Annotated in this window: 20 protein-coding genes; 3 read left to right on the top strand and 17 right to left on the bottom strand. The window is 61.3% G+C overall.

Annotated features, from left to right (window positions below; all coding sequences use genetic code 11):
• Nucleotides 1–52: 52 nt before the first annotated feature.
• A complete protein-coding gene (locus tag V9L13_RS24435) occupies nucleotides 53–721 on the bottom strand; it encodes a histidine phosphatase family protein (RefSeq protein WP_003221481.1) in 669 nt (222 codons plus the stop codon).
• 255 nt (nucleotides 722–976) lie between these two features.
• On the opposite strand from V9L13_RS24435, the gene V9L13_RS24430 reads away from it, so the two are divergent.
• On the top strand, nucleotides 977–2896 hold the full coding sequence (locus V9L13_RS24430) for a methyl-accepting chemotaxis protein (RefSeq protein WP_338800752.1): 1920 nt from the start codon (nucleotides 977–979) through the stop codon (nucleotides 2894–2896).
• A gap of 171 nt (nucleotides 2897–3067) precedes the next feature.
• On the opposite strand, the gene V9L13_RS24425 is transcribed toward V9L13_RS24430, so the two are convergent.
• The 7 genes from V9L13_RS24425 to V9L13_RS24395 all read right to left on the bottom strand — a co-directional run bounded on the left by V9L13_RS24425 (nucleotide 3068) and on the right by V9L13_RS24395 (nucleotide 13338).
• On the bottom strand, nucleotides 3068–3304 hold the full coding sequence (locus tag V9L13_RS24425) for a plasmid stabilization protein (protein ID WP_217436894.1): 237 nt from the start codon (nucleotides 3302–3304) through the stop codon (nucleotides 3068–3070).
• Between the two features lie 187 nt (nucleotides 3305–3491).
• The gene (locus V9L13_RS24420; protein WP_338800751.1) at nucleotides 3492–4865 is read right to left on the bottom strand and encodes a DUF1329 domain-containing protein; all 1374 of its coding nucleotides are present in this window, start codon (nucleotides 4863–4865) and stop codon (nucleotides 3492–3494) included.
• Between the two features lie 150 nt (nucleotides 4866–5015).
• Nucleotides 5016–6974 carry a DUF1302 domain-containing protein gene (locus V9L13_RS24415; protein WP_336837834.1) on the bottom strand — a complete coding sequence of 653 codons (1959 nt, stop codon included), beginning with the start codon at nucleotides 6972–6974 and terminating at the stop codon, nucleotides 5016–5018.
• A gap of 48 nt (nucleotides 6975–7022) precedes the next feature.
• Complete coding sequence (locus tag V9L13_RS24410) at nucleotides 7023–8312, bottom strand: phospholipase (RefSeq protein WP_338800750.1); 1290 nt, start codon at nucleotides 8310–8312, stop codon at nucleotides 7023–7025.
• 240 nt (nucleotides 8313–8552) lie between these two features.
• Entirely contained in the window at nucleotides 8553–10121 is a 1569-nt protein-coding gene (locus tag V9L13_RS24405; RefSeq protein ID WP_338800749.1) for an FGGY-family carbohydrate kinase, read from the bottom strand.
• A 20-nt stretch (nucleotides 10122–10141) separates the two neighbouring features.
• The gene (locus V9L13_RS24400) at nucleotides 10142–11737 is read right to left on the bottom strand and encodes a glycerol-3-phosphate dehydrogenase/oxidase (RefSeq protein ID WP_338800748.1); all 1596 of its coding nucleotides are present in this window, start codon (nucleotides 11735–11737) and stop codon (nucleotides 10142–10144) included.
• A gap of 5 nt (nucleotides 11738–11742) precedes the next feature.
• Nucleotides 11743–13338, bottom strand: a complete 1596-nt coding sequence (locus V9L13_RS24395; RefSeq protein WP_338800747.1) for an FAD-binding oxidoreductase — start codon at nucleotides 13336–13338, stop codon at nucleotides 11743–11745.
• Between the two features lie 211 nt (nucleotides 13339–13549).
• Between V9L13_RS24395 and V9L13_RS24390 the strand changes: the two genes are divergently transcribed.
• Both V9L13_RS24390 and V9L13_RS24385 read left to right on the top strand, forming a co-directional pair.
• A complete protein-coding gene (locus V9L13_RS24390) occupies nucleotides 13550–14566 on the top strand; it encodes an AraC family transcriptional regulator (RefSeq protein ID WP_282412674.1) in 1017 nt (338 codons plus the stop codon).
• Between the two features lie 522 nt (nucleotides 14567–15088).
• A complete protein-coding gene (locus V9L13_RS24385) occupies nucleotides 15089–15454 on the top strand; it encodes a hypothetical protein (protein WP_338800746.1) in 366 nt (121 codons plus the stop codon).
• A 124-nt stretch (nucleotides 15455–15578) separates the two neighbouring features.
• Here V9L13_RS24385 and V9L13_RS24380 read toward each other — a convergent pair whose 3' ends face one another.
• From V9L13_RS24380 to V9L13_RS24340, 9 genes are all read right to left on the bottom strand, one after another.
• Entirely contained in the window at nucleotides 15579–15947 is a 369-nt protein-coding gene (locus V9L13_RS24380) for a glyoxalase superfamily protein (RefSeq protein ID WP_007962133.1), read from the bottom strand.
• A 151-nt stretch (nucleotides 15948–16098) separates the two neighbouring features.
• Complete coding sequence (locus V9L13_RS24375) at nucleotides 16099–17556, bottom strand: D-aminoacylase (protein WP_338800745.1); 1458 nt, start codon at nucleotides 17554–17556, stop codon at nucleotides 16099–16101.
• Between the two features lie 25 nt (nucleotides 17557–17581).
• Complete coding sequence (locus tag V9L13_RS24370) at nucleotides 17582–18220, bottom strand: YdcF family protein (RefSeq protein ID WP_338800744.1); 639 nt, start codon at nucleotides 18218–18220, stop codon at nucleotides 17582–17584.
• Nucleotides 18217–18891 carry an HAD family phosphatase gene (locus tag V9L13_RS24365; protein ID WP_338802901.1) on the bottom strand — a complete coding sequence of 225 codons (675 nt, stop codon included), beginning with the start codon at nucleotides 18889–18891 and terminating at the stop codon, nucleotides 18217–18219. The genes V9L13_RS24370 and V9L13_RS24365 overlap by 4 nt, the downstream gene beginning before the upstream one ends.
• A gap of 1 nt (nucleotide 18892) precedes the next feature.
• Nucleotides 18893–20068 (bottom strand): MFS transporter, encoded by a 1176-nt coding sequence (locus tag V9L13_RS24360; RefSeq protein WP_226501770.1) that lies wholly within the window; start codon nucleotides 20066–20068, stop codon nucleotides 18893–18895.
• Nucleotides 20069–20130: 62 nt separating this feature from the next.
• Nucleotides 20131–21852 carry a carbamoyltransferase C-terminal domain-containing protein gene (locus tag V9L13_RS24355; protein ID WP_338800743.1) on the bottom strand — a complete coding sequence of 574 codons (1722 nt, stop codon included), beginning with the start codon at nucleotides 21850–21852 and terminating at the stop codon, nucleotides 20131–20133.
• 563 nt (nucleotides 21853–22415) lie between these two features.
• On the bottom strand, nucleotides 22416–23309 hold the full coding sequence (locus V9L13_RS24350) for an NAD-dependent epimerase/dehydratase family protein (RefSeq protein ID WP_201135858.1): 894 nt from the start codon (nucleotides 23307–23309) through the stop codon (nucleotides 22416–22418).
• A 103-nt stretch (nucleotides 23310–23412) separates the two neighbouring features.
• A complete protein-coding gene (locus tag V9L13_RS24345; protein WP_139055498.1) occupies nucleotides 23413–24324 on the bottom strand; it encodes a LysR family transcriptional regulator in 912 nt (303 codons plus the stop codon).
• 207 nt (nucleotides 24325–24531) lie between these two features.
• A complete protein-coding gene (locus tag V9L13_RS24340; RefSeq protein ID WP_338800742.1) occupies nucleotides 24532–25122 on the bottom strand; it encodes an NAD(P)H-dependent oxidoreductase in 591 nt (196 codons plus the stop codon).
• Between the last annotated feature and the right edge of the window lie 81 nt (nucleotides 25123–25203).

The following is a 25203-nucleotide window of genomic DNA, read 5'->3' as shown; positions in this document are numbered from 1 at the left end:
AACCCGCCGGACTGGCGGGTTTTGTTTGGGCTGACGCTTTGCGCACCTCAGTTCATCGAGTGGTCACTGAGTGCCAGTCGGAGGCCTCGATAAAGCCAAGCATGCGCGGGGCGGCCTTGTTCGCGGCGGAAACGAACAGCGAAGAGCCGTAGCCAGGGTCAGACACCGGTACATCCAGATCCTTTTCCAGCTCCGCCATGCATTCACTGTGGGTCACCAGAATCAGATTGCGTCCCGGGATCTTGTGCGCCAGCGCTTCCTGCAAGATGCGCCCCTTGCAACTGATCAGCCAGTCTTCGCTGGCCGCGCGGTTGAACATGTAACCGGCGGTCTGCACGGTGCGCAGCATCGGGCTGTTATAGATGTCGACGCGGTTCAGGCCCAGATGCTCGAACTGTGCGCCGACACCCACCGCGACACTGCGCGAGCGGTCGGTGATGCCATCATCGCCGCTCAGGCACGGCGCCGGGGAGTGATCGCAGCGCTCGACGTGACGCACCAGCACGATCATGTCGCCCTTGGCCCACCCGGCCGCCAGCGCGCGGGCGCCGGACACATTGCCATGCGCCAGGTCCGGCACCGCCGCCGGGGCGAGCAGCCACAGGGTCAGCGGAATCACCAGCAGCGACGCGGCGAGCACCACCCAGGTATTGCGGTAACGGGCCAGTCCGCTCAGGGAGATCGAGCGTTTGACGCCGAACAGACTCAGTCTCAATTCCACATCGGGCCGCCTCGTCGGCATGCATCACAGTCAATTCGATGCGGTAAGGGTAAAGAGGCGTGCGTAAGTGGCCGGTGAAACGTATGTGAAAAAAGTCTTGAAGTGCCCTTGTTACAAATTCCGTAGGACAAAATCCTTTCAGCTCTCGTGTTTGCGGCCGATACAAACCTGCTAACACCCTTGCTGGCTCAAAAAAACAACAATCTTCCAGCCTGACCGACGATCAAGTAGCTCTACGTTCCTGGAGGAATTGTGATGAATAGCTGGTTCGGCAACATCAGCGTGAACATGAAATTGGGTCTGGGCTTCGGCCTGGTCCTGGCCCTGACCTGCGTCCTCGCCCTGACGGGCTGGACCAGCCTCGGCGGCCTGATTGACCGCAGCAACTGGATGAGCGACATCACCCAGCTCAACGCCGGCCTGACCAAGCTGCGTGTGGTGCGCCTGCAATACATGCTGACCAACGGCGACGAAACTGCCGCGCAGAACGTGCAGACCACCCTCGAAAGCTTCGCCGCGCAACAACAGGCGCTGATCAACAAGTTCAAGAGCCCGGAAAACGTCAAGCTGCTCAAGGAGCAGGCCGCGACCATCGCCGAATACCAGACCTCGCTGAACAAGATGCGTAACGCCTACCGCACTGGCAACAGTGCCCGCGACGTGATGGGCACCAATGCCGACACCGCTTATAACCTGATCGAGTCGATCAGCAACCGCGTTCAGCAGTTGCCCCTGAGCGACGAGCGCTTCGCGCAGTTCCAGGCCATCACCGAAGCCAAGGAAGCGTTCATCCTCGCGCGCTATGAAGTGCGTGGCTACACCGCCACCACCAATGCCGAAACCGAGCAGAAAGCCGTCGCCCAACTGAACGTGGCCATCGACAGCCTCAAGCAGTTGAACACGCACTTCTCGGGTACCCAGCAAGACACGCTCCGTCAGCTGGAAACCGCCCTGGCCAATTACCGTAGCGCGTTGCAGGCGTACAAGAACGCCAACACGGAAGCGGTGCAGGCGCGTAAAGAGATGACCGATCAGGGCACCGCGATCGTCAACACCAGCGAGCAGCTGTACCAGATCCAGCTCGACCGTCGCGACATCGAAAGCGCCCAGGCTCGTACCTTCCAGTTGATCAGCACCCTGCTGGCGCTGCTGGTCGGTGTGATTGCCGCCGTGATCATCACCCGTCAGATCACCCGTCCGCTGCAAGAGACCCTGGCCGTGGTCGAGCGCATTGCCAGCGGCGACCTGACCCAGAACGTCACGGTCACCCGCCGCGACGAACTTGGCGTGCTGCAACAAGGCATCGCGCGCATGGGCGTGACCCTGCGCGACCTGATCAGCGGCATCCGCGACGGCGTCACTCAGATCGCCAGCGCCGCCGAAGAACTCTCGGCCGTGACCGAGCAGACCAGCGCCGGTGTGAACAGCCAGAAGGTCGAGACCGATCAGGTGGCCACCGCCATGCACGAGATGACTGCCACCGTGCAGGAAGTCGCGCGCAACGCCGAAGAAGCCTCGCAAGCCGCTGCCGCCGCTGACGGCGAAGCCCGTGAAGGCGACAAAGTGGTGAACGAAGCCATCGCGCAGATCGAGCGTTTGGCCAGCGAAGTGGTGCGTTCCACCGAAGCCATGAGCGTGCTGCAACAGGAAAGCGACAAGATCGGCAGCGTCATGGACGTGATCAAGGCCGTGGCCGAACAGACCAACCTGCTGGCGCTCAACGCCGCAATCGAAGCGGCGCGTGCCGGTGAAGCCGGTCGTGGGTTTGCCGTGGTCGCCGACGAAGTCCGTGGCCTCGCCCAGCGTACGCAGAAATCCACCGAAGAGATCGAAGGCCTGGTCGCCGGTCTGCAGAACGGCACCCAGCAAGTCGCTGCCGTGATGAACAACAGCCGCGCCCTGACCGACAGCAGCGTGGCCCTGACCCGCAAGGCTGGCGACTCCCTGGAAAACATCACCCGCACGGTGTCGAACATCCAGTCGATGAACCAGCAGATCGCCGCCGCTGCCGAACAGCAAAGCGCCGTGGCCGAAGAGATCAGCCGCAGCATCATCAACGTACGCGACGTGTCGGAACAGACCGCCGCGGCCAGCGATGAAACCGCAGCGTCCAGCGTTGAACTGGCACGCCTGGGTGGTCAGTTGCAGCAGATGGTCAGCCACTTCCGCGTCTGATCTTCAGTCAGCGCCAAAGGGTAAATCCAATCGCGGGCAAGCCCGCTCCCACAGGAAACGAGTCGAACACGGAATATGTGAACGACCGAAAAACCTGTGGGAGCGGGCTTGCCCGCGATTGCGTCAGATTTACTGCCACTGAAAATTGGCGATGCCGAGAAAATACTGGCTTCAGCGTGAAGGCACATCCAATTCAACGTCACCGACATTATTAAATCGTCTATGAATTCGAGTCCCCAAGCCAGCGGCAGATTGATTCTGCTCGAGCGCTTTCTGCAACATCACACGCGCGTGCTCTTCAATCGAACGATTATTAATATCTGCCGCTAACTGCAGTTCTTCATAGAGCTGAAGGTCAAGATTGCTGATAGTCAAACTCGCCACAATGTACTCCAGCGATACAGCCATCGAAGCAGCGAGACTACCACTCGGTTTACGAATCTTCGTTTTCAGGCTGTAACGCCATTTGATCGAGCCTTTGTAGGAGCTGCCGCAGGCTGCGATCTTTTGATCTTGTTTTTAAAATCAAAGTCAAAAGATCGCAGCCTGCGGCAGCTCCTACAGGGATTGCGTTCGATCAGCAGTCCGGTGCCCCTTAGCGCGTCCCGCGCTGGCGCAACGCCGACGGCATGAAATACGCGTCTTCCGGCACCGGTTGCGAGAAGTCGACGGTGGAGGCTTCTTCGTTGTCGAGGTTCTGCACGTAGTAACGGCGGGCCTGCAGGTCGTGGAACACGTCCAGTGCGCTCCAGGTGGTCGGCAGGTCGTAGAAGTTTTTCAGGTAGGCCATCGACACCCGCCACAACTCCCCTCGCCCATCGTATTGATCGACCAGCGCCGCGCCCCAGCTGTCCTCGTCGAGAAACAGCACGCGCTTGGAATAGATATGCCGCGCCCCCGGTTTGAGGTTGCCTTCGACCACCCACACACGGTGCAGCTCATAGCGGGTGAATTGCGGGTTGAGGTGGCCCGGGGTCAGCAGTTGTGCGTACTTCACGTCGGGGCTGCCGACCTTGTAGTTGTTGTAGGGAATGTAGATTTCCTGCTTGCCCTTGAGCTTCCAGTCGTAGCGGTCCGGCGAGCCGTTGAACAGGTCGGTATCGTCCGCCGTGCGCAGGCCATCGGATGAGGCGATCGGCGTGTCATATGCCAGGTTCGGCGCGCGGCGCACGCGGCGTTGGCCGGCGTCGTAGACCCAGGCCTGGCGCGGGTCCTTGAGCTGATCGAGCATCTCGTGCACCAACGCCGCACCGCCGGCCAGCCGCGCCGGACTTTTCACGAAGGCGAGGTAGTAGAACAGGATGTTTTTCAGGTCGGCGTACTGCCCGCCCGGACGGTAAAAATTGAACAGCGCTTCCTGCTGCGAGGTGACCAGCGCAAAGCTGCCGTTGCGCTGCACCGGGGCTTCGGACGCGCGGCGCACCACGTAAATCCCGCGATAACGGGTGATGTGGTTCCACAGCACTTCGATGCCGTCCTTGGGCACCGGGAATGGCACGCCACCGTAGGCATCGGCGAATCCGCTGCCGCCCTCCAGCAGCTTGGCCGAGGTCGCGTTCTTCAGGGTGTTGTCATACAGCCACTGCGGCGCCGAACCCGAGCGACGCGACGGATAGACCGGCATCTGGAACGTGTCCGGGTAGCTGGTGAACAGCGCAATCTGCCCGGGACTGAGGTGGGCCTTGTACTGGTCGAGATTGGCCTTGGTAATGGTGAACAACGGCTTGTCCGCCGCATACGGATCCGGGTGATGTTGGCCCGGTTTGTAGCCGGCGGGAGCCTGGGTGATGCCGCCGGTCCAGGCCGGAATGGTGCCGGCGGCATTGCCGGCGCGCTCGGCGCCCATGGGCGTGAGGGTGGTTTTCAGTTGTTCGGCTTGTTGCGGGGTAATGGCGGCGAGGACGCTGCCAACGGTGAGGCCCAGAACCAGCGCCAGCGTGGTTTTGCTGAATCGTGATGTGTAAAACATGATCGATCTCCGTGTGAGGTCTGCAGGACACCGCAGTTCCCCTGTGGGAGCGGGCTTGCTCGCGAAGGCGGTGTGTCAGTCACCAACCACTTCAATGACACACCGTATTCGCGAGCAAGCCCGCTCCCACAATGGATCTGCGTCTAGTCCTTAAAGGAAATACTTGAGGTTGAACCCGACGTTGTCGCGGTCGCGAATCCCGTTGTTCTGTCCGCCGCCCCAGAAGTTGGTGTATTGCACCTCGGCTTCGAGCTTGTTCTGGTAGTTGGCCTTGATCCCCAGGGTGTAGGCCTTGCGCCCGTCGATGGTGTTGCCGGCCTGATAGCTGTTGCCCTTGAAGTCGTCCTTGTAGACGACGTAAGGCGAGACGTTGACCCCGGCGTACACATCGTTCCAGGTGCCGTTGAACATCACCGTGTAGCTGTAGGAGTTGCGGTTGACCTGATCGTCACGATCACCGCCGGACACATAAGAAGTGTTGCCGGTACCGGCGTAGTAGCGCGTGCTGCCGTCGTAAGCGGTGTATTGCAGACTGCTGCCGCGCAGGTGTTCGGAGGCCAGTTCGAAGATGCCGAACATCGAGTCGAACGACAGCGTCGGGCCGAAGTTGTAGATGCTGCCCAGCGAGGTATTGAACGCCTCCACGCGCTCGGCGTTGTTGATCTCGCTGTCGAGGGTGACCATCTGCCCGCCGACGTTGATTGCCTTGCCGGTCACCGCCACAGCGGCACCGTTGGCCAGATCGCCAATCAGATCGTTGGTGGCCGCGATGCCGATCGGCAGGTTCGGTCGATAGGCAATTTCGCCGAATACCGAGGCCTGGCCCAAAGTGGTGTTGAAGCTGAAACCGTACATGCGGATGTCTTCGGCATAGCGCCGATGCGCCTGAATATTGCCCATCACATCGGCCGTCGCCAGACCGTTGGCCAGCGCCCCGGCCTGACTGCCGGCCACGCTGGACAGCATGTTGGTCAGGGCATTCATGTCGATGCCCTTGTAGCCCCCCAGATCAGCGGCGATGGTCGGCTCCTTGGCGTGGTAATTGACCAGGTACAGGCCGAACTCAGTGCTGTTGAGCTCCTCGGCGATGTAGCGGAAGGCGAAGCCGAACTGGCCGTCGTTGCGCGCGTTGTAGTCCTTGCCGATCGACGCCACTTTCAGCGTGTTGCCGTAGGCCGGGGTCACACCGTTGGCGTACAGGCCGGTGCTTTTCAGCGCCGGGCCGAGCAACGGGTTGTTGCCCAGTGCGCTGTACAGGCCGATGACGTTGCCGAAGCCCGGCACCGGGGTATCAAGCGCGGTGCCGCTGAAGTTGTTGTAACCGGTGTTGCCGCCATCGGCGAACAGGTCGGTCTGCGAGTAGAAGGTGCCGACAGGGTCGATGCGGGTTTCCTTCCAGTTGGTCTGGTAGAAGCTCTCTAGGGTCAGCGAATCGCTGAGGCCGATGTTGAAACTCACCGCCTCCACCGGCATCAGCACTTCCTTGACCTCGGCCCCCGGCAAACGGTATTTGGCCGCGTCCACCGGGTTGGTGGTGTTGATCCCGCCGCGATAGAAAATCCCCTCGCCCCAGTTGAACACCTGACGCCCGACCCGTGCAGTCACCGGCATCTGCGCCACGTCCCAATTGCCGTAGACATAGGCGTCGAGCATCTCGATCCGGCTGCCGGCGATGTCGCGGGTCTGGCTGGTGAAACGGTCATCCTGCGGGTAGCTCTGACTCGGCTGCGACGGGTTGTTGTTGCGGTAGTAATCGTTGCGCTTGTCCATCAACTGGGTGTCGTAGAACGCCGTGCCGCGCAGGAACATCCCGTAGTTCTGGTAGTTGGCCTCCAGCTCCGAAGTGATCTTGTACACCTCGGAAACCAGCCCGGTGTCGAAGTTGCGATTGCCGTCGTTGGTGTTGACGTCATCGTTGTTCTTGTCGCGGCCCTGCACCCGCCACAAACGCCCATAGGACAGGGTCGTGTCGATCGAGCCGGTGACTTGATTGTCCAGCACGCTGAACTCGGCAGCCTGCAGCGCATCCACCGCGCAGAGTTGCAGCAGCCCTGCCAGGCCGACACCGGGCAGTGCCACGCCGGTGAGGCGCAATCGAGTGTTGATCATGGGTTCCTCCTTCCTTGTTCTTATTGTTTTTTTGCGTGGCCGCGATGGCTACGGTGCCAGTCCCGCACGGACATAAATCCGGCTGTGCGCGCCGAAATGCCCGAGCAGTCTGAACAGCTGCTGATTGAGTGCCGGATGCTCGAATGTCTCGCGCTGCAACTGATTGCCGCTGCTGAAATCACTGGTCACCGGCGCCGTTTCCAACCACTGGCCGATGGCTTCATCGAACGCCGCCGAGTCCTCGACCGACTCGGCGCTGACCACTTCGCGCAAGTAGTCCACCGAGTACGGCGGATACTGTTGGTCTTGAGCGACATCGGCGTAGGCCGCAAGCATCGGATGCGCCTGACCGGCGCGCAGCACGCGGCGCAGCCAGGTCGATTGATACTTTTCGATTTCCATATGGCGGGTGGCGACGCGCTCGATCGAGGCTTTTTTATCATCGGCAAAACCGGCCAGCGCCTTGCCTTCCAGCAGCAACAGGCTCGGCAGTTCGACCCCGGGCAGCGGCTTGGCGTGATACGGCTGAGTCAGGTCCTGCACGTGGTGCGCGCCCCATCCGAGAAAGCGGTAACCCCAGTAAGAATGGCCACTGGCAAACGCCAAACGCGCCAGGCCCAGATACTGATAGGCGCGCCAGTCCGGCCAACTGCGCTGAAGAAATCCGGCAGCGGCATACACCACCGGGCTTTCATGGAAGAAGCCCATGTGGAACGGCGCCTGCGAGCTGTACTGAAAACGCGCATCGCCGAACGGCTGCGGGCCGAAGCCATACAGCGCGCCGACCTCGCCGGGGTTGTCGCTGAACAGGTTGATGTCATGACCGTAATCCGGCTCGTCGGCGGCGCTCGCCAGTACCGCCAGCGCCGCGACTTTCTCGCCGTCCGCTACGCGATTGAAACGCTGACGATTCCATGGCGAAAGCGTCTGCTCGACCATCACCTGATCGGCACTGAGGTGTTCGCGCTCGGGCAGGTCTTGACCCGGCAACGGCTGAATGACCATCGCCAGATGAATGCGCGGATTGAGCCGCAACGCCGTGAGAAAATCGTGGCGCAGATTGTCGCCCGGCACCGCGGGCAGCTTCAGATTGTCGGGGCGCGGCGGGTACTGGGTGAAGTGTTCACGGGCGAAGTTTTCCTGTTGTTCCAGCAGTGCGACCACGGCCGGATATTGCTCGGCGAGAAAACGCTCCAGCGGCTCGACCTCGACCGACGGCGCATCGCGCAGCGCCGGCAGTTCCTGCAACGCCAGATAGCTGCCCACCGTGTGGTTCGACCAGCCCCACGCCGTCGGGGCCATTGCACAAAGCAGCAACAGGAGAAATGTCAGCTTCATTGCTTTTAATTCTTATTGGAGGTGCCGTGGGGGTTGAGCCTAACAACCGCCCCCGGCGCTGACACTGTCCGATCTCACCAGAAAAAGTCTCCGATAGCGCCACATAAGAGGTTCCGATTCCACCGCATAACCTTGTGGGAGCGAGCTTGCTCGCGAAAGCGGTGGGTCAGACAAGACAATAGTGACTGACACTCCGCATTCGCGAGCAAGCTCGCTCCCACAGGGGACGGTGGTGGTCAGCTAAGCGGGGTAACCGGTGATTTTGCGGATGCTCTGGTACAACGGTTTGAGCTGGCGATACATGCGCAGGTACACCTCTTTGTACAAACGCTCATAGACCTGCTGCGCCTCGGGCTGCGGTGTGAACACCGTGCCCACCCGCGTCATCGCGGCGATTGCCGTGGGGAAATCCGCATACAAGCCCAACCCCACCGCACAACAGATCGCCGCGCCCAGCCCGGACGCTTCGTACACATGCGGACGCTCCGCCGGCAGGCCGAAAATATTCGCCGTCAGCTGCATCGCCGCATCACTCTGCGAGCCGCCACCGGCCACTCGCAGGCGCTTGATCGACACCTTCGAGCGCTTCTCGATGTTCTCCAGGCCTTGGCGCAGCGCATACGCCAGCCCTTCCAGAATCGCCCGGTAAATGTGCGCGCGGGTGTGCACGTCGCCGAAGCCTATCATCGCGCCCTTGGCTTCGACACCCGGCTCACGAATCCCCGGCGACCAGTACGGTTGCAGCATCAGCCCCATCGATCCCGGCGGCACCGCATTCACCAGCGCATCGAACAGTTGCTCGGGTTCAATGCCCTGCTCTTGCGCCTGCTGCATCTCGCGCAGGCCGAACTCGTTCTTGAACCAGCTGACCATCCAGTAACCGCGATAAATCATCACCTCGCAGTTGTACTGATCCGGCACCGCCGAGGGGTACGGCGGGATCAGCGGGACGATTTCCAGATAGCGCGAGCGAGTGCTGGTGATCGTCGCGGTGGTGCCGTAGGACAGGCACACCGTGCTCGCATCGACCACGCCGGAGCCGACCACTTCGCAGGCCTTGTCAGCGCCCGCAGCAATCAGCGGCAAGCCCTCCGGAATCCCCGTGTGGCGGCTCGCTTCGGCGCTGATGTAGCCAAGGGTTTCGCCGGGCTTGTGCAAGGTCGGCAATTGTTCCGGACGCACCGCCAGCGCCTGCCATTTCCAGTCGCTGGGCGCGGCCCATTTCAACCGTTTGAAGTCGAACGGCAGATAGCCGACGCAGCAACCCACCGAGTCGACAAAGCGCCCACACAAACGATGGGTGAGAAACCCCGAGAGCAGCAAAAACTTGTCGGTCGCTGCCCATACTTCAGGCTGGTGTCTGGCGATCCAGTTGGCCTCGGCCTGAGCGCGAAAATAATCCACGGTGGCCTGCGCGCCGACCAGTTTGAACAGCCAGCCCCACGGCCCCTTGATCCCGCCCTCGACTTCGCTCTGGCGCTGATCGAGCCACAGAATGGCCGGGCGCAGTGGCTTGCCCTGAGCATCGACATTGATCACCGTGCCGCGCTGAGTGGTCAGCGACACCCCGGCAATCTGCGAGCGATCAATCCCGGTTTGCGCCCATACCTGCTGACAGGCCTCGCCGAGTTTTGCCCAATAATATTCCGGGTCCTGCTCGGCCCAGCCCGGTTGCGTCGAGTAATACGCCTGCAACTCGACCTTGCCTTTACCGAGCAGATTGCCCTGCAAATCGAAGAGCAATGCGCGCACGCTCTGGGTGCCGTTGTCGATTGCCAGCAGGTAACGCTTGTTCGGGGGGGTGTCCATGGCGCTCTCTTCAAGGGGCCTCAAGGCGTGGCATCCGGCAGACCGTGATGGCGTTGCCACAACGCCCGGTAACGTTGCAGCTCTTGCTGCCAGTGTGCATCGTCCCACCCCAGGCGGGGCTGGCAGAGTTGGCGGATGGCAGCGAAATGTTCTTCGCCACCGCGCGCCAGCAACAGGCCCAGACGGGTGCGGCGCAGCAACAGATCATCGAGGTGCAGGACCATTTCCGCCTCGCAGGCGAAGGCCAGCTCTGCCCACAAGGTGTCGGTGTTGCCGACCGTTTCGTGGCCCAACTCGGTGATCAGCTGCGCCAGTCGCGGCAGGTCACGACCGTGGCGTCCGGCCAGCCGTCGCCACTGTTGCGGGCTGAGTCCGGGAATGGTCAGTGGCGGGACGGCTGCGAACACCGGCGCGCCGTCATCTTCGAAATCGCGGCCAAGCATGTCGGCGCAGGCCTTGAGCACTTCGATGGCTTGCGGGCGAAACGTCGTCAGTTTGCCGCCGGCCAACGTGACACAACCCGGCTCCTGCCACAGCACATGTTCACGGGTTTCATTCGACGGCTTGCCTTGCTGTTCACCCGCCGCGCTGCCGACCACCGGACGCACGCCGGACCAGGTCGACAGCACATCGCTCGTCGTCACTTCGGCACCTGGAAATTGTTGCGTGCAGGCCGCCAGCAGATAGTCGAGTTCGTCAGCGCTGATGCTCGCGCTCTGATCCAGATTCTCGCGATGATCGAGGTCGGTGGTGCCGACCACCGTCGCCCCTTCCCACGGAAACACGAACACTGGCCGACGGTCGCGCGCATGCAAAAAAGTGAAGGCCTGCGCCACCGGCAAACGCCAGCCCGGCAACAGCAGATGGCTGCCGCGCAATGGCCGCAACTGTCGCGGAGCCTCGGGCAAACGCAGGCGCTCAGCCCACGCCCCGGTCGCCACCGCCAGCACGCCGCAACGCAATTGCAGCGATCCACCTGCTTCGCAGTCCTCGATCTGCACCCCACACACCCGACCGTTTTCGCGCAGCAAATGTTCGACGCGCACCCCGTTGAACACCGCCGCACCATCGGCCCGCGCTTCGCGCAACACGCGCATCACCAGCCGTGCGTCATCGGTCAGCGCATCGACAAAACAGGTACCGCCGAGCAGGTGATTTTCCTTCACCCCCGGCGCCAGAAAACGCAGTTGCTGCGCATCATGAAAACGATGGCTGCGGCGTCCCGCCAACGCGTCGTACACCGACAACAAGCCACCGAGCACACGCGGCCCGGGAAAGCCGCCGCGATAGTGCGGCATCATGAAACTCATCGGCTCCACCAGCCCCGGCGCTTCGTCGAGCAGACGCTGGCGCTCGCGCACCGAATCACGGGTCAGGCGCCACTGGCCCTTGGCGATGTAACGCAAGCCTCCATGGACCATTTTCGATGATCGGCTAGAGGTGCCCCAGGCGAAATCCCGTTGCTCCAGCAGCAGACAACGCCAGCCCCGCCGCGCCGCTTCGCGCAGGATGCCGGCACCGCTGATGCCGCCGCCGATGACGATCAGATCCCAGCTTGCGTCAGCCAATGTCGGCAAGGTTTGCTGGCGCCACGCGGCGTTCCAGTCCGGGTGCATGGCCGTCACTCCTGCAACAGCGTGCCGGGGTTGAGGCGCCCGGCCGGATCGAAGTGCTTGCTCAGCGCCTGCAAGGTGTCCATCGCCAGTGCGCCTTTCTCGCGTGGCAGATACGGCGCGTGATCCTTGCCGACGCCGTGCTGGTGGCTGATGGTGCCGTGGTTGTCGACGATGGTCTGGCTGGCCGCGTGCTTGAGCGCCTGCCAGCGCGCCAGCGTCGCCGGATAATCCGCCGCCGGGCGAAACACATACGTGGTGTAGATGCTCGAGCCTTCGCCGTAGACATGGGACAGATGGGTGAACACATGCACCCGTTCACCCTGCGCCGCCAGCGCGTCACGCAGGCTGTTTTCGATCAGGTTGAGCAGGTGGTCGACATTGCTCCAGTCGGTGGCGGTTTCCAGGGTGTCGACCACGTAGCCGGCGTTCCACAGGTTCTCGCGCAGGTAGGGGAAGCGGAAGCGGTTCTGCGCCCATTTCTTGCCAAGCAAGGTGCCGGTGAACACGCCACCGAAGGCTTTCAGATGCTGCCGCGCCTGGCTCAGCGACAGCGCGTTTTGCCGGCGGTTGCCGGTCACGCCGAAGGTCAGCAGGCATTTGCCTTCACCGGCACCGCGCAGGTTCAGATACTTCTCCAGCCAGGCGATCTGCTGCGGATGCCCGGCCAGCGCCAGTTGGGTTTCGGTCTCCACCGCGTTCGACAGGCGCAGCATCGACAGCGGCACTCGCGCCTGGGCCAATTGGCGGATCGCTTGCAGCGCCTTGCTCCAACTGGGCAGGAACACCCCGTAAAAACGCTCATCGGTGGGCAGCGGACTGACCCGCACTTTGACCTCGGAAATGATCCCGAAGCGGCCCTCGCAACCGAGCACCACTTCGCGCAGATCAGGCCCCGCCGCCGAGGCTGGAAAGGTAGGGATTTCCAAGGGCCCGGCAAAGGTTTCCAGGGTGCCGCCGGCGAACAATTGCTCGATACGCCCGTAGCGCAATGACTGCTGACCGCTGGAGCGACTGGCGACCCAACCGCCCAGCGTCGACAACTCCCACGACTGCGGGAAATGCCCCAGCGTGTAGCCGCGAGCGCGCAGCTGACTCTCCACCTGCGGGCCACTGGCACCGGGGCCGAACGTCGCCAATTGGCTTGCCTCGTCGAGATCGATCAGGCGATTCATCCGTGCCAGCGACACGGTCACCACCGGCCGCGTCGAATCCGGCGGATTGATGTGCCCGGCCACTGAGGTGCCGCCGCCGTAGGGAATCAGGCACAGGTCCTGCTCATGGGCAAGGACCAGCAATTGACGGATCTGCTCGGCGGTTTCCGGGAACGCCACCGCGTCCGGATAGATGCCCAGCGCACCCTCGCGCAGCGCCAGCCAATCCGGCAGGCTCTGACCCCGGGCGTGCAGCAGACGGTCATGGGCGTCGACGCTGTACAAGGTGTGCGCCGCCAATCGTGAGAGCGGCACCCGCGCCAATGCCGACTCCAGCGTGGCATCGGGCAACGCGCGCCCGGCCCCCAGCCGTTCATGGAGAAAATTCGCGCCCTGGGCCGGCAGTTCGACCACCGTTGTTGCCTCTCCCCAGCCGTTCCAGCGTCGCATGCGTGTGTCCTTCTTATGCAGTCTGATCAGTGATGTGGCAGGCCTCCATACTAGTCAGCGGCCAAAAAGTGTCACGGTCGCATCCGGCCAGTTCGAGTAGCCAATTGAGTCAAACGTCGCGCAAGTGCCAGCCATTTACTTTAGTCGGGGTTTCAAATTACCTTTCAGCCATTCATTCGCTCACGCAGACCTTGATCAAGGAATTCGGATCATGCAATCGCTCGGCTTCACCTCGGTTCCGCCGCTGCTCAAATACGTGCGCCATGCCGAGCAACTGGGCATGGCCATCGAGCCGGCGTTGGCGGCAGCCGGATTGCAGGCGCAGCAACTGAGCGACAACAGCCTGCGCCTGCCGGGCGAAACCCATGAGCGCCTGCTCGATTATTTCTGCGAGCACTCGGGCGATCCGCTGTTTGGTCTCAACGCGGCAAACTTCGTCCTGCCCAACTCCTGGAGCGTGCTCGGTTACATCACCATGAACTGCGCGACCCTGGGCGATGCCATGAGCCGGATCATGCCGTTCGAAAAACTGGTGGGCGACATGGGTGTCAGCCGTGCCGAGGTGCAGGACGGCCACGTGCACCTGATCTGGACTTGCCGCTACGAGCGTCCGCGAATCCGCCGGCATCTGGTGGAAAACGTCCTTGGTTCATGGCTGCAATATGCGCGCTGGATCGCCGACACGCAGATGTCACCCGCCGCCGTGTGGCTGGAACATCCGTGCCCGACAGACGCTACGCAGGCGCAGTACGAAGCGTTTTTCGATTGCCCGGTGTTGTTCGAGCAGGCGTATTCGGCGCTGATCGTGCCGCTGGCGTATCTGCAATTGCCGCTGCGCCAGGCCGATGCGCAGTTGCTGCGTACCCTGGAAGAACACGCGATGGGCTTGATGGCGACGCTGGAGGATGCGTCGCTGGAACAGCGGGTCAAAAGCATCCTGCGCCAGTTGCTTAAGGAAGGTTTGCCGCGCAAGGAACAGGTGGCCGAGCAGCTCGCGGTGTCGGTGCGCACGTTGCAACGCCAGTTGCACCAGGCGGGGACGTCGTATCAGCAGATTCTGGATGACTTGCGTCAGGAGCTGGCTGAGCATTATTTGCTCAACAGCACGTTGCCGATTCAGGACATCGCGCAGTATCTGGGGTTTACCGAGCCGCGGTCGTTTCATCGTACGTTCAAGAGCCGGCGCGGGATGCCGCCGGGGGAGTTTCGGCAGATGCATCGGGGGTGATGCTGCCGGCCTCTTCGCGAGCAAGCTCGCTCCCACAGTGGATCTTCAGTGAATGCAGATTTTGTGTACGACATAACCCCCCTGTGGGAGCGAGCTTGCTCGCGAAGGCGCCAGTCGCCTCACCTCAATCCGACAGACAATTCCTCAATTTCAGCAGCCCGATAAACCCACTGCAGCACACGTGTTTAAAGACACTCAGTGTTACGCCCTACTGCCTACAAATCCTTGCGCCACTGCCTACGGCTACGCCAGAATCCGCCGGCTTGTGCGCCCTGGAGCCCGTCGGTAACTTGAGTCCGTCACTGATTTCCAGTGATCGGGTTTAGTAGCCCGAGGTTCTTCCAGGGTGCATTGCACATCAAACAGTCAGGCATTTTCCGCCTGCACTCTATGGTGGCTGTGCGTAGGGCGCTTTCGAGCGCGCCGGTTCCCTGGGTCCCCGGTCTACTAACCTGCGCACAGCTGCCACCTCTTCTTATTAGTAGAGAAGCGGTGATGGCTCCTACTTCAGGACCCAAAATCATGTTCAAAGTTACCCCCAACCCGCCGCCCACCGACGCGGCCTCCCCCTACCAATCCCCCGACTCAAAGAAATTCCACGAAGCCGCCGAGCGTGCTCTCGACCACTACCTCGGCCCACCGACGCCCGCCATCATGGCCACCCCGTACCAGCCCAATCGTCTCTACATGGCCAATCCGGCCAGCGGCACCGAACCGTTGCTGGCCGATGCCTGCGAATCCCTTGGCTCGGCCACCGTGATGCTCAACGACTTCGCCGGCCTGCTGGAAGGCTCGCACCGCAAGACCCTGCAAGGCATCGCACAAGTGGTGATGGTGGCGGAAATCGCCGTCAATCGCGTGCTGGATCAGTTAGTGCCAACCGAGTAACGAAAAAGCCCGCGGCAAAACCTTAGTGGTTTAGCAGCGGGCTTTTTTGTATGGCGTGAATCTTTTTCCCTCACCCCAACCCTCTCCCGGAGGGAGAGGGTTAGGGTGAGGGGCTCTTCTCAGCTCAAACACTGATCGCGTTGGTAAACACCAACCGATTACCAAACGGATCAGCAATCGTCATGTCCTGACTGCCCCACGGCATCGCCTGAATCTGTGGGTGCGAGAACTTGTAGTCCTTGGCCACCAATTGCTGCTGGAACGCCTCCAGCTCATCGGTCTCGATACGCAGTGCCGAACCCGGCGTCGCGTCGCCATGATGCTCGGACAGGTGCAGCACGCACTCGCCACGCGACACCTGCAGATACAGCGGGAAGTTCGCTTCGAAACGGTGCTGCCAGTCGATCTTGAAACCGAGGAAGTCGACGTAAAATTCCAACGCCTTGGCTTCATCGAAGATCCGCAGGATCGGAGTGGTTTTGCCGAAGCTCATGGGGTGCTCCCTGACTGGTTGGCCCAAGAGTTTAGCTGGGCTGGATGTCAGCAATTCGGCTTGGTTTCGACATTCTTTAATCTCAGAGTGCCACCATGAGACGTAGATCAAAGGATCGCAGCCTTCGGCAGCTCCTACAGGGGCTTGGCAATCAATGAAATCCTTCGCGCAAATCCCCGTTCCGGGCCAGAAATCGTCCTTCCCGACGACCGTTCGCCTGTCCGTCGCGATAACTCAACACACCATTGACCCACACCCCATCAATCCCCTGCGCTGGCCGCTGCGGATCAGTGAAATCTGCCACATCGCGCACGGTCGCCGGATCGAACAGCACCAGATCCGCCCAATACCCTTCACGAATTTCACCGCGCTCCTTCAAACCAAACCGCGCCGCCGACAGGCCGGTCATCTTGTGCACGGCGGTGTGCAGCGGAAACAGCCCGACATCACGACTGAAATGTCCGAGCACTCGTGGGAAAGCGCCCCACAGGCGCGGATGCGGGAACGGATCTTCCGGCAGGCCGTCAGAACCGACCATCGACAGTGGATGCGCGAGGATTTTTCGTACATCGGCCTCGTCCATGCCGTAGTACACCGCGCCCGCCGGTTGCAGGCGCTTGGCGGCTTCGAGCAGTGGCACGTTCCATTCGGCGGCGATGTCGATCAGGTCGCGTCCGCTGACTTCAGGATGCGGTGTCGACCAGGTGATGGTGATGCGGTGGGCGTCGGTGACTTGCTTCAGATCCAGGGTCGAAGAACTCGCCGCGTAGGGATAGCAATCGCATCCTACGTGCTGGGTTTTCGCTGCTTCCTCCAACGCCGCGAGCAACTGCGGACTGCGCCCCCAATTACCGACACCGGCACATTTGAGGTGGGAAATGATCACCGGGGATTGTGAGTGACGGCCGATGCTGAACGCTTCGTCCATTGCCTCCAGCACCGGCTCGAATTCACTGCGCAAGTGGGTGGTGTACACCGCGCCGAATGCCGTCAGCTCTTCGGTCAGTTGCTTCACTTCGTCGGTGGAGGCGTTGTAGGCGCTGGCGTACGCCAGGCCTGTGGATAAACCGAGCGCGCCGGCTTCAAGGCTTTCACGCAATTGCTCGCGCATGGCGGCGACTTCATCTGGCGTGGCGGTGCGGAACAGGTCGTCGAGGTGATTGCTGCGCAGCGCGGTGTGGCCGACCAGTGCGGCGACATTCAGCGTGGTGTTCGCCGCTTCGACGGCGGCGCGGTAATCGCTGAAACGTGGATAGACGAACGCCGCTGCGCTGCCGAGCAGGTTCATCGGATCCGGTGGATTGCCTTGCAAACTGACCGGCGAGGCGCTGATCCCGCAGTTGCCGACGATCACCGTGGTCACGCCCTGGCTGAGTTTGGGCAGCATCTGCGGCTGGCGGATGACCACGGTGTCGTCGTGGGTGTGCACGTCGATGAAGCCTGGGGCGAGCACGCGGCCGGCGGCGTCGATTTCTTCCGTGGCGCGAGCATCGTGCAAGTCGCCGATACGTTCGATGCGCCCGTTGAGAATCGCCACATCGGCGCGGTAGCCGGGGGTGTTGCTGCCATCGATGACGGTGGCGTTGCGGATCAGCGTGTCGTATTGCATGTCTGTCTCCCGGCGGGAGTCAGCGTCAACTCCTGCCCTTGATCAAATGGTGATCGAAGCCTTGCTCCACCAGATACCGCCAGGCTACCTGAACCTCTTCGGGGATGACCTGCTCGACCTGAAAACCCAACGAAGGGTAAACCATGATGCGGTGCACATCGCCGACCATTTCGTCGATCAGGCCCAAGACCCCGATCAGATTGCTGACGTCATCGGGAAATCGGAACGACGGCGCATCCACAAAGGCTTCCAGTTCGGGCCATTGCACGGGCAAGGTCAACGCCACGCGCCGGATCGAATTGGGCTTGGTCAGAAAGGTCGCGCGACGCACGTCGGGAAACATCGCCCGGGCCAACGCGATGTTTTCGGCAAAATTGGTCGCGCGGGTTTCCAGGGTGAACTGCTCAGCCCTCACCCCTTGCATCAACGCGTGTTGGGCAAAAATATCGGCTTCGGTGCGTTCCCACAAATGCCGGGTCCAGTTGCCGGTATTGCCGGTGAATAACAGGTGGGGCGCCACACCGTCTTTCAGGAGTTGGCAGGCGTAATCGCAGACCCGCAGGTCGTAGGAGCCGCAGACTACGATCAATTCACTGGCGCTGTGTTGGCGCCCCGCACCGAGGAATTTCCAGAGCACGCTGGCGTGCTGCAACGTCAATGTCATGAGCGGGCAAACCTCTGGGTCGGGTGAGCGTTAATGAACAGCGCTCCATCGGCATAACCGTGCGCGCCCACACCGTTCAGCCTAAGCGCAAGCCGGGTGAAATCGGCATACACGCCTGCAGCGCCATGCGCAGTCAGCGTCGGGTCGTCACCAATGCCGATACACAGCGCACCGCTGCTGATCGCCGACTGCACACCGCTGACGGAGTCTTCGAAGACCAGGCATTCATCACTTTGCCGGCCCAGTTGTGCCGCCGCCAGTCGATAGGGATCGGGCGCCGGTTTACCGCTGCGCACGTCGTCGCGGCAGATGATGCTGTCGAACGCCGACGTCAGGTCGTGTTGCTGCAGAACGTGGTCGACCCGCGCCCGCCAACTGCTGGTGACCAGCGCCAGGGGCACGGCGTGCTCGCGGAGTCGGGCGATCAACGTCGCGACGCCCGGCACCAGCGCACAGTTCGTCACCTGCTCGATGGCGTCGACTTCACGCTTGATCGCCACCCGCTGTGCTTCGTCGAACTCGGCAAACAAGGTCTTGAGGGTGTAACCACCGGGACGGCCGTGGATGTGCTCGTCAATGAACGCCTGATCGACGCTGATCCCGTACTCGCGCGCCACGGTGGTCCAGGCGTGTTCAATCACCTCGCGCGACTGAATGAGCACGCCGTCCATATCAAAGCAGACGGCTGTAAACGTTTGTTGAGCCATGAGTTGAACTTCGCATTTTCTGATGAGCAATGAACGCCAGCACCGTTCCGACCAACGCGAACAGCGCCATCACGTAGTAGGACCACTGCGGCCGGGTCTGGTACAGGTAGCCGGCGAAAGGTGTGGCCAGGCCCATGGGCAAGGCCACCGCCAGGGAGTAATAAACCCCTTGAGTAAAGACCTGAATATCCTGCGGTGCCTGGTCGCGAATAAAGCGCATGATCGCCGCGTGGTAGGCGGCAAAGCTCAGCGCGTGCAGGCACTGGCCCAGCAGGATCAGCGACACCGCGTCGCTGTTGGAAAACAGCGCCCAGCGCAGTGCCGCACAGACACTGGAAAACATCACCAGGGACAACGGCGCGCAAAACGCCAGGACCTTGTTGGAGAGCGCGAACCAGGTGATTTCCGCAATCACCGCCACCGCCCAGAACATGCCGATCGCCGAGGAAGAGAAACCCTTCACCCCCCAACCGATCGAAGCCGTGGAAAAGTACAGGGTGTGGCTCAGCTGAATGAAGCTGGCGGCAGCAATCGCGATCAGCAGGCTCTTGTGTGCCAACAGCGCTTTCCAGTCCGGCCGTTTGCGCGCCGGGCCGGGCGGCGCCAGATGCGCCCGCGACACTTGGCGCTTCAGGCGCAAACACGCCACGGCGGTGAGTAACATGCTCGCCGCGATCACCAGCGGCACCCACGACTGGCTGTACTGCGCAAACAGAAAGCCGCCGAGCGTCGAGGTCAGGATAAACGCCGAAGAGCCTACCGCCCGCACCCAGCCGTAATTCTGCAGGGCCAGTTTGTCGCGCTTGAGCAGGTAAGATTCGGACAGCGGCAGCACCACCATCCACAGCCCGCCAAACAGCACACTCAGGCACACGAACATCCACAAATGCGCCGGGATGAAGTAGAACAGCAACGTACACAACGCGGCGGTAACGCTCAGAACAGCGGCGAGCCGCAACTGATCCACGCGCCAGTCGGCCACATAGGTGATCAGCACCCCGGTCACCACCTGCGGCCAATACGCCGCGGCGATCAGCAAACCGATTTCACTGGCACTGAAGCCCAGGGAGTCCAGCCAGGTCGGCCAGAACGGATAGATGATCCCTTCCGCCGCAAAGAACCCGAAAAAGATTAAATACATTCGTCAACCATGCGCCTGACACTCCAGAAACAGGGCTCCCCAGGAGCCCTGAATACCATCCATTATTCGAAGCGTTGCTGGGTGAAGCTGTTTTTGCCCTTGCGCCAGACGATCAGCGATTCACTCATGACCACCAGATCGACCATGCCTTCCTTCAGCGCATCCAGTGCGTCCTGGGAAGAGCACACGATCGGTTCTTCATGGCGGTTGAACGAGGTGTTGATCAAGGCTGCCTGACCGGTTTTCTGGTGCCAGGCCGTCAGCAGGCGATGCATGAACGGGTCGTTCTGCGGGCGAATGATCTGCGGGCGCGCGGTGCCGTCGATGTGCACCACGGCCGGACTTGCCTCGCTGAATTGCGGATGACAGTCGTAGGTCATGGTCATAGTGTCGGCGGCCACTTGCTCCTCGTCCCAACCGACGTAGCAGGCCGGCGCCTGCTCGATGGCGGTGACCGGGCCGAAGGGCATGAACTCGGTGCGATGCATGCGTTTGTTGAGCCAGTCGTTCACCTCGGCATCCTGCGCGTGATAGACGATGCTGCGATTGCACAGCGAACGCGGGCCGAACTCCATCTTGCCCTTGAACATGCCCAGCACCTGATTTTCCGTCAGGGCCTCGATCAGCACGTCGATGATGTTCGACGGCGTGTGATAACCGAGCTCAGGGTAGTCGCGATTGATCAGGTTGATGTTCTGCGAAACGTTGCGCGATTCCGGGCCAAGCATCATCGACGGATTCTTGAAACGGGTGCCGTTTTCCAGGTACGCGACACCGACTGCCGCAGCCAGTGCCAGGCCGCCATCGCCCATGCACGGCAGCACGTAGACGTCTTTCACGCCCGGAATCTCGCGCAGGCGCTGGTTGAGTTTGACGTTGCCGAACACGCCGCCGGCCAGGCACAGGTTGGCGCTACCGCGCTGCGCCAGATGATGGCTGACGGTCGCCACCAGCAGATCTTCACTGTGACGCTGTACAGCGGCGGCGATGTCCTCGGGGGTTTCCCGTGCAAACAGGGTTTCCAGCGGCGCGCTGTAGGTGTTGTAGGACGGCAGGAACATATCGCCGCAGCGCGCCTTGATGCGGCCGTCTTCGAAACGGATCATCTGCTGCATCACGCCCAGCAGTTTTTGCGGATCGCCGAACGCGGCCAGACCGGTGACCTTGCCTTCGTGGCGGTTGGGTTTGTAACCAAGCAGGTGGGTGATCCGGCCGTAGAAATAACCGAGGCTGTCGACACTGGTTTCGCGTTGCAGCACCGTGGTTTCTGTCGGGCTGTACCAGGTGACGGTCAGCGACTGAAAGTCGCCGCGTCCGTCGCAGGTCAGGGTCAACGCGTCCTCGAACGGCGAGCAGACATAGGCACCGAGCGCATGGCATTCGTGGTGATCAATGTAGTACGCCTTGCCTTGCAGACCGTTGTCGACAATGTACTGGTCGAATTCGCCGCGTTTTTCTTTGTCGTTGTTGATTTCATCAGTCACACGCTGACGGAACTGCGCAAGCCCCTGGGGGTTGTTCCTGACCTCCTCGACAATGCGATCGAAGTACAACTCCAGATGTTTGTCGGCACTGAACCCGGCGTTCCATCCATAGGCGACATGATCGACATCTTCCAGTGACACGCCGGCCTGGCTCAACACAAACTCGATGGACTTGGTCGGCCAGATTTTATGGTCCTTGATGCGGGTGAAACGCTCTTCACTGACCGCTGAAAGAATCTGACCATCGCGTACCAGGCAAGCACCCGCCAAATCATTGTTCGTAATACCCAAAATGATCATAACTATTCCTTGTTTTCGCCAATTGAGGTGACGGCTTCGCCCACGCGCGTTGCGTGCAATTCAACAACCAGAGTCAATGACAGATGCCGGCCGTCATGGCCGACCATTACTCATCGGGAGATAGCGGATTGATGTAGGTCCGCCGGGGGGATACACCTTCACCAGAAGGCATCAATGGGTGTCGCCATCGCAAATTCCTTTTGCCGGAAAACTCCATGGGCGGTGCCGTGCTGAACGGGCCTCATGCCTGCAACACGTGGAGGGCGACGTGCATCGCAGCCGCCCTCGTTTCACCGGGGTAGCAGCCTAGTCGGTAATTTCCCGAGCACCCGGCGAAGTCCCCGCTAAAAATTAAATTCCACTGGCAGCCGCTGTGTTTGCGGGGGGTTACCGGGACAAAAAAAGAACGATGACGGTGTGCCATTCGACTTTTCTGTTGTTTGATCCAGCGCTTTCGCGAGCAAGCCCGCTCCCACAGGTTGATCGCATTGCTTCAGTCAGAATGCGTTCTACTTGTGGGAGCGGGCTTGCTCGCGAATGGCTTCACGCGGTGCAGCGTAAACTCACACCATTTCGTTACGAATCCATTCAACCACCGACGTACGCTTCGGCACCCAGCCCAGCAGTTCGCGGGCGTGTTTGCCGCGAACGCGGCTGTTGGAGCCGAGGCCGTAGTTGGCCATTTCGTAGCCCCACTCGGCTTCGGCGTCTTGCAGTGGCCAGTCTTGTGGCTCGCCGAGGTTCAGCGCCTGGGCCATGGCGGTGGTCATGTCGATGAATGAGGCTTCGCCGCTTTCGACAAAGTAGAAGGTGCCGGGCACGTTTTTGGTCAGCGCCAGCAGGTAGAGGGCGACGACGTCTTCGATGTGCACGTTGGACCAGATGTTCTGGCCAGTGCCGACATGGCGCACCACGCCGCTTTTGCGCGCTTGTTTGAGCAGACGTGGCAACTGCACGCTGTCGCGATTGACGCCCAGGCTGTGGCCGTAGATCAGGGTGTTGCAGATCACCGCCGAGTTCACGCCGTCCTGTGCGGCAGCGAGGATCAGATTGTCGATGGCCACGCGGGCAGCCTTGTCGACGGTGGGTTCCGGCAGGTTGTCTTCGTAGTAGATGACGTCGCTGGACTTGCCGCCCGAGGCATCGCCGACGATGCTCGAACCGCTGGTGTGCAGGAACACTTTGTTCGAACCGCGCAGGGCATCGAGCAACGCTTCGACCGCGCCGCGATGGTCACTGCTGGCGGCGTTGATCACCGCATCGGCGGCGCGGGCCTGTGCGGCCAGCAGCGTGGCGTCTTCGAGGGTGCCGATCACCGGGGTGATGCCCAATGCCTTGAGTTCTTCGGCCTGTTCGGCGCTACGCACCAGGCCCGTGACGGTGTGGCCGGCCTGGACCAGACCGGTGGCGATGGAACCGCCGATGAATCCGGCAGCGCCGGTGATGAATACGTTCATGGAGAAACTCCCTGCGTGAATAAGTGATGCCGCGAGTATCGACCGCTAACCCCGGTGGAAAAACCCGCGACCAGCCAAATCACTGTTGCGCAGGGATCACGAATCAACCCTTGAAATCGGCGCTGGCGTACGCCGCAAGTTTGCTCTGGATGAAGTCGAGGAAGCATTGAATGCGCAGCGCCAGTTGCGAGTTACGGTAGTACACCGCGTTGATCGGCTGGCGATAACCGCTGTTGAATTCCGCCAGCAGCACCTTGAGGCGCCCGGCGCGGATGTCGTCGATGGTCATGAAGTGCGACAGGCAGGCGATGCCCTGGCCTTCCAGCGCCAGATGGCGCACGGTTTCGCCGCTGGAGGCGCTGATTGCCGGGGTGATTGGCCAGCGGTCGCCGTGCACGTAGCGCAGCGGCCACTGGTTGAGGCCTTCGTTGTGGGTGAAACCGAGCAGGGTGTGTTCGCTCAAGTCCGCCACTTGCTGCGGCGCTCCACGCTTCTGCAGATAGGCCGGACTGGCGACGATCATTAGCGGACTGCAACCGAGCGAACGCGCATGCAACGTCGAGTCGGCAAGGGTGCCGATGCGGATCGCGACGTCGGTGCTTTGTTCCAGCAGGTCAATGATCAGGTCATTGCTGTTGAGTTCGAGCTGGATGTCCGGGTACAGGCCACGGAACTCGTCGATGTACGGCACGATGGCGTGCAGCATGAAGGGCGACGCGGCGTTGATCCGCAGGCGTCCGGACGGGGTTTGCTGGCGTGAGGACAGTCGCTCTTCGAGGGCGTCCATCTGATCGAGAATCAGCTTGGCCTGCTCGAAGAAGTACTTGCCCTCCTCGGTCAGGTCCATGCGCCGCGTGGTGCGGTTGATCAGCGTGGTGTCGAGCTTGGCTTCCAGCCGCGACAACGTGCGGCTGACCGCCGAAGGGGTCTGGCCGACCTGCTCGGCAGCGGCGGAAATCGAACCGCATTCGATCACGCAGACGAAAATCTGCAACTCATCGGATCTGGCTTTCACGGGTGTCCCTTATTGATCGACTGCACAAATCCATTGTGGAGAGAGAACACCCCTGTGGCGAGGGGATTTATCCCCGATGGACTGCGCAGCAGGCCTCGCTTTTTGAGATCAAGATCGGGGGGCCGCTGCGCGACCCATCGGGGATAAATCCCCTCACCACAGTTAAAACCCTCACCACAGTTACAACCGTAACCACATGAAATCACCTCAAGCCTTGAGGCCAAACACCTCTTTCAGATGCTGCTCATACCGCGCCACATCATTCTCGATGCTCGGGCGCTTCATCACGTCCACACAGAGGAACGTCGGCAACCCGGTCATGCCCAAAAACTCGTTGGCCTTGTGGAACGGAAAATAAACCGCGTCGACACCCTTGGCTTCAAAGAAATCTGTCGGGTCATCAAACGCCTGCTGCGGTGCGTTCCAGGTCAGCGACAGCATGTACTGCTTGCCCTGAATCAGACCGCCGCTGCCGTACTTCTGCGACGCATCGGAACGGGTGCGGCCATCGCTGGCATAGAGGCTGCCATGGCCTTCGGTGAAGACTTCGTCGAGGTACTTTTTCACCGTCCACGGCGCGCCCATCCACCAGCCCGGCATCTGATAAATGATCACGTCGGCCCAGAGGAATTTGGCCACTTCTTCCGCGACGTCGTAACCCTCATCGATGAACGTGGTTTTGACATCCAGACCACCGCGATCCAGCACGCTCAGTGCAGTTTCGTGCAGGGTGGCGTTGTAACGACCGTCGGAGTGGGCGAATTTCTTGCCGCCATTGAGCAACAACACTTTTTTCATGAGAACGCCTCGGTGCAGCCTTGGGGCTGGAGGAAGATGGGAAAAGGAATGGCGGCAGGTTAACGGCCCATCTCGCGCGGA

Origin of the sequence: Pseudomonas sp. RSB 5.4, assembly GCF_037126175.1 — a bacterium.
Lineage (GTDB): Bacteria > Pseudomonadota > Gammaproteobacteria > Pseudomonadales > Pseudomonadaceae > Aquipseudomonas > Aquipseudomonas fluorescens_H.
The sequence above is the reverse complement of the archived record's forward strand: the minus strand, read 5'-3'. Positions and strand labels throughout refer to the sequence as shown.